The sequence below is a fragment of the Ramlibacter sp. genome, from assembly GCF_035655895.1.
In the GTDB taxonomy this organism is placed as follows: domain Bacteria; phylum Pseudomonadota; class Gammaproteobacteria; order Burkholderiales; family Burkholderiaceae_C; genus Ramlibacter.
The window spans coordinates 354,861-368,445 of the sequence record NZ_DASRTN010000008.1; the positions used below are offsets into that span (position 1 = coordinate 354,861).

Here is a 13,585-nt window from a genome sequence, read left to right on the forward strand (position 1 = left end):
AGGCAGTCATGGAATCTCACTCTGCACCGGCGTTCGCCGAGCTCATCGAAGCTGTGCGCAAGGTGGCCACGGAAGTTGCATCGGCGCACGCCGCCGACGTCGACGCGAAGGCACGCTTTCCCATCGAGACGCTGGCCGCCTTGCGCGAGGTCGGCGTGCTCGCGGCGGCCGTCCCGCGAGCGCTCGGCGGCCCCGGCTGCAACGTGCAGGAGCTCGCGCAGATCTGTTCCACGCTGGCGCAGGCCTGTGGGTCCAGCGCGATGGTGCTGGCGATGCACTACATCCAGCTGGCCTGCCTGGCGCGCCACGGAATGCACAGCGCGTTCTTCCGCGGCTACCTGAAGGACCTGGTGCGCCGGCAGGACCTGCTGGCCTCGATGACGTCCGAGGTCGGCACGTTCGGCGACACGCGCTCGAGCATCTGCGCGGTGCGCCGCAGCGACGGCCGCTTCCAGCTCGACAAGGATGCGACCACCGGCTCCTACTGCGCCCACGCCGACGCCATCCTCGTGACCTGCCGGCGCGACGAGGACGCGGCCCGCAGCGACCAGGTGCTGGTGCTCGTGCGGCGCGAGGACTGCACCCTCACCCAGACCACCAGCTGGGACACGATGGGCATGCGCGGCACCTGCAGCCCCGGCTTCAAGCTGGCCTCCAGCGGACGCGAGGAGCAGATCCTCCCTGGTGCCTTCGCGGACAGCTCGGCCCAGACCATGGTGCCGTACTCGCACATCCTGTGGGCCTCGCTGTGGTGGGGCATCGCCGCGGGCGCCGTGGCCCGCGCCGCCAGCTTCGTGCGCGGCCAGGCCCGCCAGACACCCGGCAGCGTGCCGCCCACCGCCGCGCGCCTGGCGCAACTTCAGGTGCAGTTGCAGGCGGCCAGGCAGAACTGGCTCGGTGCCGCGCGCGATTTCGACGCGGTGGCGGAGGACCGCGACGAGCTGATGGGCATGGGCTGGGCCCTGCGACTGAACAACCTGAAGATCGCCGCGTCGGAGGCCACGCCCCAGATCGTGCACGGCGCGCTGCAGATCGTCGGCATCCTGGGCTACAAGAACGACAGCCCGTTCAGCCTGGGCCGCCATTACCGCGACGCCCTGTCGGGCTCGCTGATGATTTCCAACGAGCGCATCGCCGCCAAGAACGCATCGATGCTGCTGGTCTACAAGGACGCCGCCTGATGGACACCCGCACCTACGACATCGACAGTTTCTCCGCGAGCCTGGTCGAGCACGGCCTGATCGTGCCCACCGGCATCCGCGGTGCCTACGGGCGGGGCCCGGCCTTCGAGGACATCCTGCGCCGCTTCGACGACCTGGTCACGCGCACCGCGGCCCCGGACGGCGCCCGCGAGCTGATGTTCCCGCCGATCCTGGCCCGCGCCATGATCGAGAAGGTCGGCTACATGGACAACTTCCCGCAGCTCGCGGGCTCCATCCACAGCTTCACGGGCACCGACGCGCAGGCCCGCGAGCTCTCGGCCAGGGTGCACGCCGGCGAGCGCTGGGAGGACATGCTCGCGCCCACCGACGTGATGCTCACGCCGGCGGCGTGCTATCCGGTGTATCCGACCTTCAGCGGCACCCTGCCGGAGGGCGGGCGGCTGGTCACGGTGATGAACTGGGTGTTCCGCCACGAGCCGTCGGACGAACCGACCCGGCTGCAGCACTTCCGCATGCGCGAGTACATCCGGGTCGGCCGCCCCGACGACGTGGTGGCCTGGCGCGACGCCTGGCTGCAGCGTGGCCTGCGGCTGCTCGAGGGCCTGGGCCTGCCGGTGCAGAGCGACGTGGCGTCCGATCCGTTCTTCGGGCGCGCCGGCAAGATGATGGCCGCCAACCAGGTCGACCAGCGCCTGAAGTTCGAGATCCTGTGCCCGGTGATCTCGCGCGAGAAACCCACCGCGATCTGTTCGTTCAACTGGCACCAGGACCACTTCAGCTCCAAGTTCGGCATCCGCAACGCCGACCAGACGGCGGCGCACACTGCCTGCCTGGGCTTCGGGCTGGAGCGGGTGACGCTGGCCCTGATCAAGGCGCACGGCTTCGATCCGGCTGACTGGCCGCAGAAGGTGCGCGCCCAGCTGTGGCCCTGACCACGCCCGCCATCGGACCCCTGCCATGAGCACCATCGCCGTCCTGCCCGGGCTGACCCCCGAGAGCTACCGCCGGCACCCGCTGCACGGCGACAGCGCCGCGTGGCCCGAGAAGAACTGCTACGCCGACCTCTGGATCGGCTTCCTGCACACGCTCGGCCTGGAGCCGCTCGCGATGCTGGCGTTCACGGTGGCCGTCGATTTCGAGGGCGACCAGTGGACGTTCTTCAAGCCGCCGCTGGACGAACTGCGCGCGCTGTTCGGCGTCGACGTGCAGGAGCTCACCGTCTGGCGGCCGCTGGTCGAGCACGCGAAGGAACACCTCGCGGCCGGCAAGTTGATCAGCACCGAGTCCGACGCGTTCTGGCTTCCCGACACGGCGGGCACCGACTACCGGCGCAGCCACACCAAGACAACCATCCTCCTGGCCGACCTCGACCTGCAGCGCGAGCGCCTGGGCTACTTCCACAACGCCGGGTACTACGAGCTGGCAGGGGAGGACTTCCGCCAGCTGTTCCGGCTCGATGCCGGCCCGGACCCGGCCTTCCTGCCGCTGTTCGCGGAGGTGGTGCGCATCGACCGCATCGTGCGCCGGTCGTCGTCGGACCTGTCGGACATCTCGTTCGAGCTGCTGCGCAAGCACTTCGCCTGGCGGCCGCGCAGCAATCCGTTCTCGCGCTTCGCCGCCCGGATGCTGCAGGACCTGCCGGCACTGCAGGAGCGGGGACTCGCGCACTACCACCAGTGGGCGTTCGCCTCCATCCGCCAGGCCGGCGCCGCCTTCGAGCTGCTGGCGGCCCATCTGCGGTGGCTCGCCACCCAGGGCTATCCGGAGGTGGGCGAGTCGGCCCAGCGCTTCGAGGCGATCGGCCAGGCGAACAAGACACTGATCCTCAAGGGCGCCCGGGCGGTGAACTCGGGCAGGGCTCTGAACGCCGACGACCTGCTGCAGGCCATGGCGGCCGACTGGGAGCGCGGCATGGCACTGCTCGGTCCGCTGCTGGCCGAGCCGTGCTGAGCGCCCGGCGGGACGCCGGGGTCAGAACGACCAGCCGGCCTGCAGCAGCAGGCGGCCGCGCGAGGCCTCTTCGCTGCGCGCCTCCTGGCCCTGCAGCCGGTAGGCCCACCAGGCCTTGACGGTCAGCCCCTGCGGGTGCGCGGCCGACCAGCCGAGGCCGACGTCGCTCAACGTGCGCGACGGATCGGACTTCACCGCGCGGGCGGTGGCGACATTGGTGAACGCCAGCCATTGCTGCTGGAAGCCGCCCACGACCGGCAGTGGCCGGCCCAGCTCCAGCCGCAGCGCCGTGGCATCGCTGCCACTGAGTTCGCCGGGCGGATAGGCCATCACGCCACCGGCACCCGCCACCGACAGGCGCTCGCTGGAATCGAGGTTCTTGCCGCCCAGTGCGGTCTGGTGGCGCAGGCCCGCCGTCAGCGTGAACTGGTGCGGCAGCATGGTCAGCCGCGACAGCGACAGGTTCAGCTTGCTGAAACGGCCATCGGTGTCGGGCCCGCCGGCGGCCTGGTCGAACTGCAGGGCGGTCTCGCTGCGGATGTCCAGCACACCTGCGGTCAGCGTGGCGCTGGCCTGCGTGAGGCCTTCGCGGCCCAGCAGCTTGCGGTCGTCACGCAGGCCCAGCGTGGCGCTCAGCGCGTCGGAGCGCTTGGGCGTCACGGTCGACGTGCTGCGGATCTCGTCGCGCAGGTCCTTGTGCGACAGGGCCAGGCCGGCCTCCACGGTCTGCGCCTCGGTGCGCTTGACGGGGTAGCTCAGGGCCAGGTCCACCGCGTCGGCACGCCCCACCACGCCTAGCGGCGCGAACACGCCGGCCAGCTCGTAGGTCGTGCGCGACACGGCGGCCTCGCCGCGCAGGCCGTTCGGTGCCAGGCTCGCCGAGTAGGCCAGGCGGCCGTTCAGCAGGTCGCCCGACCGGGTGGCGAGACCCGAAGCCGACAGCCGGTCGCCGCGTCCGCTGGGGGAGTTCCAGTCCCAGCGCGCGCTCAGGCGCTCGCGGCCGGTGTAGCGCGAGCCGTGGTTGTCGACCAGCACGTAGCCGGTGTGGCGGCGGGTGGCGGCCGTCTCCACGGCGAAGTCCGAGGTGCCGACTGCCTGGCCTGGCATCACGTCGGCGCGGACGACGCGCACCCCGGGCGTGTCGTTGATGATGAGCATGGCGCGCTCGAGCGTGTCGGTCGAGACGATGTCGAACTTCTTCACGTCGTCGAGCATCGCCTGCACGATGTCGTCCGCCACCAGCGAGCCGTTCTTCAGGACGAAGCGGCCGTAGTTGCCTTCGACCGCGCGCAGCGTCACCACGCCGTCCTTGATCTCCTGCTGCGGCACGTAGACGCGTGCGACGAAGTAGCCGCGTGCGCGGTAGAAGCGGGTCAGGCGCGTGGCGACCTCCTCGATCTGCGCCAGCGTCAGCGGCTTGCCGGCGGCGCCGGCAATCTCCGCCTGCAGGCTGGCAGTGTCGATCTCGCGGTTGCCCACGAGCTCGAAGCGCTGGACGGCGATCTCGCGGCCGCCGCGCGGCAGGGCCGCCATCGGCGGCTCGGTCGGCTTGCCGCCCAGCGCGGGCAGCGGTGCGGCGGGGCGGCTGGGCAGCGGCTGCGGCAGCTGCTGCAGCACGGTGCCGGCGTCGGGCACGGCCTGCGCGTGCGCCAGCTGGAAGGCCGACAGCACGGCCAGCGAGAGGGTGGTTCTTCGGACGAGGGACATGGGGATTCGGAAAGGTTCGGGACTGCCGGGGCGCATCACTTGCGGATCACGAAGAGCTGCTGCTCGACGCCACCGGGCAGGCGCACGCCGCCGTTGACGATGTGCACGCGGCTGTTGCGGCTGGCGGGAACGCGCACCTCGGCGCTGGCGCCGGGCATGCGGTCGGAGCCGGCGACGGTGCCTTCGGACGCGGACCCCTGCGACGCCGTGCCCGACGAAGCGGACGAGGTCGCGGAACCGGTCGAAGCCGAGGCAGGCGACGAGGACGTGGAGGACGGGGAGGCACCGGCACCCTCCTGGCCGGCGCCGAGCATCTCGCGTGCCTGGCTCAGGCTCACAGCGGTGTTGGGCGTGTCGCCGTCCAGCGTCGGCGTGACGAGCAGGTCGCCGGCGGCGCCGGGCAGCTGCGGGGCGCCGTGGGGCAGGGACACCACCTGGCCGGGCACCGGGCCGGCGGTGCGGACCGGCTCGGGCGCGGCGGGCAGGGCGGCCGGGAGGCTGACGGTGATGGTCTGCGCCACCACGTTCTCGATCACCGGCGACACCGGCACCGGGACCGGGACGGGCGGCTGGGCGACCACCACCGGAGCCGGCGGCGTGCCCGGCACGGTGACCACGGTCGGCGCCACGATCTCGGTGCCGCCGCCGGCGACGACCTGGTCGACCAGCGTGCCGATCGCCGACAGCGGGGCGGCGCCGTAGTACCAGGTGACCTGCCGGGTGGCCCCGGCCGCCATCGAGCCGTAGTTCATGAAGATGCCGTAGGAGCCGTCCTGGACCGGGGTGACGACCTGCGACACGCGCGGGTCCTTGTTCACCACGTTGCCGAAGCTGCAGCAGCGGTCGGTCACCGTGTCGGCATCGATGTTGGTCGAGTGGAACAGCACCGCCGAGCCGGGCGTGCCGGCGGTCGACGGGTTGAACTCCGAGATGATGATCGAGCGCGCCTGCTGCGACGCCGTGGTGATCGCCTCGAAGCCGTTGGCGGTGATGTTGCCCTTGGTCTTGACGTTGGCGTCGCTGATGGCGACGTAGTCGTCGCGGGTGCCGACCCACATCCGCACGTTGTCGGCCGCGGCCGCGCCGGTGTTGATGGTGCGGGTGACCGCCTTGACGAAGCGGTCGCCGGCGGCCAGCGAGTAGTCGTGCGTCATGCGCAGCGTCTCGCCCGTCACCGGCGCGGTGACGTCGTACGCCACCCGGACCACGCCCACGCCGTTGCCCAGTCCGGAGGCATCGACCGACAGGCCCGATATCGCGGGCGCCAGGCTGGTGTTGCCACGGTCGGTGGACAGGACCGTGCCGGCGTTGTTCCAGCCGCTGGTGGATGAGCCGCCCACGCCGACGGCCATGTCCATGTCGTAGTTCCAGTAGGTCAGCTTCATCCACTGGGCCAGGGTGGGATCGAAGTAGAACGGCTGGCGCAGGTTGCCGGCCGCGTTGACCGAGTCGGTCAGGCCGTTGCCGATCGCCAGCAGACCGTTGTCGATCGTGTTCGTGGTGACCTGGGTGAGGGCCGTGTCGCTGTAGACCTGCAGCTTGTAGCCGCCACCGGCCAGGCCGAAGTGCGAGCCGTCGACGTTCAGGCCATCGGCCGCCTGCGCCACGTCGTACAGGCTGGCCTGGTGCGCGTCGCGGTAGGCCGCCACGGTGGTGGTGGCCGGATCGACATTGGCCAGGTCGGACTGCGTCGCGTTCTGCTTGACCAGGATGCGCAGGTCGGCCCGGCCGGCAAAGGCGACCGAGCTGTCCTCGACGGTGACCGCGTCGCCGGCGCGCAGCGTCAGCGCGTTCGGGCCGGCGGCGTTCGTCAGGCGGATCGCTGCGCTGTTGATGTTCAGCGAGTCGGCGGCCTCGATCGTCATCGTGTTGCCCGCGTTCACGCTGGTCTGGCTCGCGGGCGTGATGTAGGCGCTGCCCGCCGGCGGCCGGTAGGCACCGCTCAGGTTGACCTGGCCCGTCGCCCGCACGGCCACGGCATCGGTCGCGGTCCACTGGATGCCGGGGTTGTTGCCGAAGGACAGGTTCGCGACGTCGGCCGTGATCCGGGCCGCATCCACATGGGTGTTGGCGCCGACGTCGACGTCCTTGCCGAACAGGTCGACGCGGCCGCCGTTCGCGGCCAGCGCGACGCCGGTGCCCAGCGTGATGTCGACCAGCCGGTCGTTGGACGGCACGCCGGCGGCGAGTGCGCCGCCCAGCACCAGGTTGCCGCCGTTGGTGGCGACCGCCGCGTCGGCGGCCAGCGTGATCGAGGCCGCATTGCCGCCGCCGTTGTTGGCGGACAGCAGGACGTCGAGCTTGCCGGCCGTCGAGCCGATGGACACGCCGGCGTCGAGCACGATGCTGTTGTGCGCCTTGAGCGTGAGGGAGGTGTCGCCGCCGGCAGTCTTGGCGATGCTCTCGCGCACCAGGATGTCGCCGTTGCCGGCGGTGCCGGCACCGCAGCCGGCCACGCCGGTGCAGGAGGCGCCGCCCACGGCGGTCTCGATGGTCACGTTGCCGTTGGCCAGCGCGGCGCCGAGCGCGGCGCCGCTGATGTCGCCGCCGGCGCCGATGACGAAGTCCTCGGGGTCGATCAGCCACTGGCCGTGCGTGCCGGCGGCGGCGCGGGTGGTGACCGTCGCGTCGGCGGCGATGCCGACGCGGGCGGCGCTGGTCTCGACGAAGCCGCCGTGGCCGCCCTGCGGTGCGCTGGCGTCCAGGCGTCCGCCCACCTGGATGGCGTCGGATTGCAGTCCGCCGAGCAGGTAGATGCGGCCTTCCTTGTCGGCGACGGTCTGCGCGCGGATCTCGCCGGTGTTGTTCACCACGGTCGACATCACGTCGTCGAGGCCGCGCGCCGTCAGCACCACCAGGCCGCCGTCGGCCAGGATGGCCTGCTTGTTCGCGACCATCGCGTCGAGCACGCCACGGTCGACCGTCACGCCCACCAGGGACGAGCCGTTGAAGTTCAGGCTCACCTTGTCGCCGGCGGCCAGCACGGCGGCGCCCAGGCGGGCGGTGATCACGCCTTCGTTCACCACCTGGCTGCCCAGCAGCGCGACGTGGCCGGCATCGGCGGCGCGCAGCTGGCCCAGGTTGATCACGCCGGCCCGGCTGCCGTTGGCGCTGAACTGGCTGCGGCCGGCCATGAAGTCGGCGTCGCTGATGTCGAGGGTGCTGGCCACCAGGCCGGCGGCGTCGACCTGCGCCGTGCGGCCGAACAGGATGCCATTGGCGTTGAGCAGCCAGACCTGGCCGTTGGCACGCAGCGCGCCGTCGATCACGGAGCGCTCGGTGCCGACCACCCGGTTGAGGATGACCGCGGCGGCGTCGGGCTGGGCGAAGGTCACCGAGGCGCCGCTGCCGATGCTGAAAGACTGCCAGTTGATGGCGGCGCGCTGCGAGCCCTGGGTGACCGTCAGGGCGTTGCCCTGGGCCTGGATGCTGGCCTGGCCGGCGGTGACCGTGCCGCCGGTGGGCAGCACGCCCGGTGCCTGCTGGGCGGCCGCGGCGATCGCCGTCAGCGCGAAGGCCGCCACGGCGGCCCGGGCGGCGGTGGTGGCGCTGCTGGACCTGCCGCGGCCGGGAGCGGCTTCGGAGACGGCGACGTGTGCACCCAGGCGGGCGTTCCAGAGGGTCTTGTGGATGCGGTTCATGGCAAGGCGATGGCGGGCGCAGGCGCCCGGAGAGGAGAAGCACCAAGTGTCACGAGATGCAACTCATCCGGATGCCAGGAAAAGCTGGCGCGCCCTCGGGCATTTCCTCCTCAAGTTCCGGCCGGTGCTGCCGGGGGCTGGAGGCGCGTCGCGACGCCGCGACGGCCGTCGCGAACGGTTGATCCGGATCAATGCCGGCTGCGCCCGGCCATGGTTGCGAAAGCAGGCGTTTCGCGCCTGCCGACCCGCCATGACAAAGCCGCCGGTGGTGCCGGCGGCTTCGAGGGGGGAGACGGGCGGCCGGTGCCGCCCGGGATCAGCCCTGGGGCGGGGCCGACTCGCGGTGGTAGGCCGTGACGCGCTCGACCTCGTTGCGCGACCCGAGGATCACGCTCACGCGCTCGTGCAGCTTGGTCGGCTGGATGTCCAGGATGCGCTCGCGTCCGTTGGTGGCCGCGCCGCCCGCCTGCTCGACCAGCCAGCCCATCGGGTTGGCCTCGTACAGGAGGCGCAGCTTGCCCGGCTTGTCCGGATCGCGCTTGTCCCAGGGGTACAGGAACACGCCGCCGCGGGTGAGGATGCGGTGCACGTCCGCCACCATGGACGCGATCCAGCGCATGTTGAAGTCCTTGCCGCGCGGACCTTCCTTGCCGGCCAGGCACTCGTCGATGTAGCGCTTCACCGGCGTGTCCCAGTGGCGCATGTTCGACATGTTGATGGCGAACTCCTTGGTGTCCTCGGGAATGCGCACGTTCTCCTGCGTGAGCACGAAGGAGCCCTGCTCGCGATCGAGGGTGAACATCGCGACGCCGTCGCCGACGGTCAGCACCAGCGTGGTCTGCGGTCCGTAGACGCAGTAGCCGGCCGCCACCTGCTTGGCACCGGCCTGCAGGAAGTCCTGCTCGCTCACGCCGGGGGTGCCCTCGGGCTTGCGCAGCACGCTGAAGATGGTGCCGATGCTCACGTTGACGTCGATGTTCGAGGAGCCGTCCAGCGGGTCGAACAGCAGCAGGTACTCGCCCTGCGGGTAGCGGTTGGGCACCACGTAGATGCCGTCCATCTCCTCGCTGGCCATCGCGGCGAGGTGGCCGCCCCACTCGTTGGCTTCGATCAGCACCTCGTTGGCGATGATGTCCAGCTTCTTCTGGACCTCGCCCTGCACGTTCTCGCTCTCGGCCGACCCGAGCACGCCGCCCAGGGCGCCCTTGTTCACGGCGTGGCTGATGCTCTTGCAGGCGCGCGCGACCACCTCGATCAGCAGCCGCAGCTGCGACGGGATGTGGCCTTCGTTGCGCTGCTGCTCGACGAGGTAGCGGGTGAGGGATATGCGACTCATGGGACTCCTGCTTCAGTCGGCCAGCGCGCGGGTGACGACCTCGCGCACGTCGTTGGAAAGATCGGGCTTGGCCGCCACGCGCGCGATCGCCTCGCGGGCGGCGCTGCGCATGGGCTCGGCCAGCTTGCGCCAGCGGTCCAGGGCGCGGGCCAGCCGCGCCGCCACCTGCGGGTTCAGGCCATCCAGCTCCATCACCCGCTCGCTCCAGAACACGTAGCCGGCGGCATCGGGCCGGTGGAAGGCACCGGGGTTCGCGCTGCAGTAGCTGAAGATCAGGCTGCGCGCGCGGTTCGGGTTGCGGATGTTGAAGTCGGGGTGCTGCATCAGCTGCCGCACCATCGGCAGGATGTTGCCGCCGCGGTCCGGGGCGGCCGCCTGGAGCGCGAACCACTTGTCCAGCACCAGCGCCTCGTCCTTGAACATCGCATGGAAGCGCTGAAGGGCAGGGCGGGCCAGTTCCTGGCCGCTGACGACCAGGGCCGACAGCGCATTGAAGCGGTCGGTCATGTTCGAGGCGTCCTTGAAGCGCTGGTAGGCCTTGCCGGGCCACACCGTGTCGCCCGAGCGGCGCGCCGCGATGCACAGGTGCGTGAGCGCCAGCCCGGCCAGCGCGCGGCGGCCCGAGGAGACCGGATCGGGGCTGTAGGCGCCGGTGGCCTGGTGGTGCTCCCAGGCCCAGGCCCAGTCGTCCACCAGCGCGCTGGCCAGCTGCTCGCGCATCGCTTCGCGCACCGCGTGCACCCGTTGCGGATCCACCTCGTCCAGCTGCTCGGCGATGTACGCCTCGGCGGGCAGCGTGAGCACCAGCTCCTTGAAGGCGGCGTCCAGCGTCGGGTGGCGCAGGATGCTGCGCATCGCCTGCAGGTACGGTTCGTCCAACGCGGCCGGCGCGCCGCCGCCGCGGATGGCCGCCAGCGCGCGACGCACGGCCAGCCGCTGCGCCGCCTCCCAGCGGTTGAAGGGGTCGGTGTCGTGCTCCAGCAGCGCGAGCAGCTGCTCGTCGGTGTACTCGTGCTCCAGGATCACCGGCGCGGAGAAGCCGCGCAGCAGCGAGGGCACGGGCTGCGAGGCCAGGCCGGTCACGGTGAAGGATTCGCTCGCCTGCGTGAGCACGTGCATGCCGTTCGCGACCTCGCGCCCGTCGGCCACGATCAGGCCCCAGGCGATCGGGATCACGAACGGTTCCTTGGCGGGCTGGCCGGGCGTCGGCGGGCAGCTCTGGGCCAGCGTGAGCTCGTAGCTGCCGGCAGCGGCGTCCCAGCGGCCGGTGGCCTGCACGCGCGGCGTGCCGGCCTGGCTGTACCAGCGCTTGAACTGCGGCAGCAGCTCGGCCAGCCGCGAGCCGGGATTGGCGTCGGCGATCGCCTGCGCGAAGTCGTCGCAGGTCACGGCCTGGCCGTCGTGGCGCTGGAAATACAGCGTCATGCCGCGCGCGAAGCCGTCGCGGCCGACCAGCGTCTGCATCATGCGCACCAGCTCGGCGCCCTTCTCGTACACGGTGACCGTGTAGAAGTTGTTGATCTCCAGGTACTGGTCGGGGCGCACCGGGTGCGCCATCGGGCCGGCGTCCTCGGGGAACTGCGCGGTGCGCAGCACGCGCACGTCCTCGATGCGCTTGACGGCCCGGGCCGAGGCCTCGCCGGCCAGGTCCTGGCTGAATTCCTGGTCGCGGAAGACGGTCAGGCCTTCCTTGAGCGACAGCTGGAACCAGTCGCGGCAGGTGACGCGGTTGCCGGTCCAGTTGTGGAAGTACTCGTGGCCGACCACCGACTCGATGTTGCCGAAGTCGGTGTCGGTCGCGGTCGCCTGGCTGGCCAGGACGTACTTCGTGTTGAAGATGTTCAGGCCCTTGTTCTCCATCGCGCCCATGTTGAAGTCGCTGGTGGCGACGATCATGAAGCGCTCGAGATCCAGCGGCAGCCCGAAGCGGGCCTCGTCCCAGGCGACCGAGGCGATCAGCGAGTTCATCGCATGCTCGGTCTTGTCGAGATCGCCCGGGCGGACGTACACCTGCAGCAGGTGCGGCTGGCCGCTGCGCGAGGTGATGCGCTGCTCGCGGCAGACCAGCTGGCCGGCCACCAGCGCGAACAGGTAGCAGGGCTTGCGGTGCGGGTCGACCCACCTGGCGAAATGGCGGCCCTCGGGCAGGTCGCCCTGTTCGACCAGGTTGCCGTTGGACAGCAGCACCGGGTAGCGCGCCTTGTCGGCGCGCAACGTGACGGTGTAGCTGGCCATCACGTCCGGCCGGTCCAGGAAGTAGGTGATGCGCCGGAAGCCCTCGGCCTCGCACTGCGTGAAGAACGAGTCGTTGCTCACGTACAGGCCCATCAGCTTGCTGTTCTTGGCCGGTGCGCAGGTGGTGAAGATCTCCAGGTCGAACGGCTGCTCGCCCTCCGGCAGGTTCTCCAGCACCAGGCGGTCGCCTTCCATGCGGAACGAGGTGCCCTGGCCGTTGACCAGCACGCGGGCGAGGTTGAGCTCGTCGCCGTCGAGCTTGAGCGCCTGCGCCGGCACGGCCGGATTGCGCCGCACGCGCATCTTGTTGAGCACGCGCGTCTTGACCGGGTCGAGGTCGAAACACAGGTCGACCGTGTCGATCCAGTAGGCGGGTGCCTGGTAGTCGGCGCGGTAGATGACCGCGGATTGTCCTTCTCTCATCTGTCGTCCTTAGACGCCCTGCTTGAGCGAGGCTTGGATGAAGGGATCGAGATCGCCGTCCAGCACCTTCTGGGTGTTGGAGATCTCGACGTTGGTGCGCAGATCCTTGATGCGGCTCTGGTCCAGCACGTAGCTGCGGATCTGGTGGCCCCAACCGACGTCGGTCTTGGTGTCCTCCAGCTTCTGCTGCTCTTCCATGCGCTTGCGCATCTCGTGGTCGTACAGCCGCGAGCGCAGGCGCTGCCAGGCGACGTCGCGGTTGCTGTGCTGGCTGCGGCTGTCCTGGCACTGCACGACGATGCCGGTGGGCACGTGCGTCAGGCGCACGGCGGAGTCGGTCTTGTTGATGTGCTGTCCGCCGGCGCCGGAGGCCCGGAAGGTGTCGACCCGCACGTCGGCCGGGTTGATGTTGATCTCCACGGAGTCGTCGACCTCGGGGTAGACGAACACGCTGGCAAAGCTGGTGTGGCGGCCGCCCGCGGAGTCGAAGGGCGACTTGCGCACCAGGCGGTGCACGCCGGTCTCGGTGCGCAGCAGGCCGTAGGCGTAGTCGCCCTCGACCTTGATGGTGGCGCTCTTGATGCCCGCCACGTCGCCCGGCGTCTCGTCCTCCACCGAATACTTGAAGCCCTTGCGCTCGGCGTACTTCAGGTACTGGCGCAGCAGCATGCCGGCCCAGTCGCAGGCCTCGGTGCCGCCGGCGCCGGCCTGGATGTCCAGGAAGGCATTCATCGGATCGGCCGGCTTGTCGAACATGCGGCGGAACTCGAGGTCCTCGACCAGCCCGGTCAGCTTGGCGGTCTCGCCCTCGATGGTGGCCAGCCCGGCTTCATCGCCATCCTCCTTGCTCATCTCGTAGAGCTCGAGGTTGTCGGCCAGTTCGCGGTCGAGCTCCTGCAGCGTCAGCACCACGCCGTCGAGCTCCTTCTTCTCCTTGCCCAGCTGCTGGGCCTTCTTCGGATCGTTCCAGACCGCCGGATCTTCCAGCGCGGCGTTGACGGTCCTCAGGCGCTCCGATTTGGCATCGAAGTCAAAGATACCTCCGGAGATCCACGGTCCTCGCCTGGAGGTCCGTGAGGGTGGTGCCGATGAGGTTGATGCGTTCTGCGTCCATGGTCGTCGTGCTTTCG

8 protein-coding genes are annotated in these 13,585 nt (G+C 70.5%); 3 read left to right on the top strand and 5 right to left on the bottom strand.

The genetic code is table 11. From position 1 onward, the window contains the following. Positions 1-8 precede the first annotated feature (8 nt). The 3 genes from VFE82_RS11310 to VFE82_RS11320 are packed head-to-tail and all read left to right on the top strand — an operon-like array spanning position 9 to position 3,113. Entirely contained in the window at positions 9-1,181 is a 1,173-nt protein-coding gene (locus tag VFE82_RS11310) for an acyl-CoA dehydrogenase family protein (protein ID WP_325000410.1), read from the top strand. After that, positions 1,181-2,095 (top strand): amino acid--[acyl-carrier-protein] ligase, encoded by a 915-nt coding sequence (locus tag VFE82_RS11315; RefSeq protein WP_325000411.1) that lies wholly within the window; start codon positions 1,181-1,183, stop codon positions 2,093-2,095. The genes VFE82_RS11310 and VFE82_RS11315 overlap by 1 nt, the downstream gene beginning before the upstream one ends. Positions 2,096-2,120: 25 nt before the next feature. After that, positions 2,121-3,113: a DUF1839 family protein gene (locus VFE82_RS11320; RefSeq protein WP_325000412.1), complete on the top strand. Its 993-nt coding sequence runs from the start codon at positions 2,121-2,123 to the stop codon at positions 3,111-3,113. Between the two features lie 21 nt (positions 3,114-3,134). Here the strand turns inward: VFE82_RS11320 and VFE82_RS11325 are convergent, their stop codons facing one another. The 5 genes from VFE82_RS11325 to prfB form a co-directional block, all read right to left on the bottom strand. Next, positions 3,135-4,820: a ShlB/FhaC/HecB family hemolysin secretion/activation protein gene (locus VFE82_RS11325; RefSeq protein ID WP_325000413.1), complete on the bottom strand. Its 1,686-nt coding sequence runs from the start codon at positions 4,818-4,820 to the stop codon at positions 3,135-3,137. A gap of 35 nt (positions 4,821-4,855) precedes the next feature. Beyond that, a complete protein-coding gene (locus tag VFE82_RS11330) occupies positions 4,856-8,461 on the bottom strand; it encodes a filamentous hemagglutinin N-terminal domain-containing protein (RefSeq protein ID WP_325000414.1) in 3,606 nt (1,201 codons plus the stop codon). 316 nt (positions 8,462-8,777) lie between these two features. Next, positions 8,778-9,797 carry a class 1 fructose-bisphosphatase gene (locus VFE82_RS11335; RefSeq protein ID WP_325000415.1) on the bottom strand — a complete coding sequence of 340 codons (1,020 nt, stop codon included), beginning with the start codon at positions 9,795-9,797 and terminating at the stop codon, positions 8,778-8,780. Positions 9,798-9,809: 12 nt separating this feature from the next. Next, positions 9,810-12,455 (bottom strand): aminopeptidase N, encoded by a 2,646-nt coding sequence (gene pepN, locus VFE82_RS11340; protein ID WP_325000416.1) that lies wholly within the window; start codon positions 12,453-12,455, stop codon positions 9,810-9,812. A 9-nt stretch (positions 12,456-12,464) separates the two neighbouring features. Further along, a protein-coding gene (gene prfB / locus VFE82_RS11345; RefSeq protein WP_325000417.1) for a peptide chain release factor 2 occupies positions 12,465-13,569 on the bottom strand; the annotation gives its coding sequence in 2 pieces (ribosomal slippage) (positions 12,465-13,487 and positions 13,489-13,569; 1,104 coding nt in all). Positions 13,570-13,585: the final 16 nt, after the last annotated feature.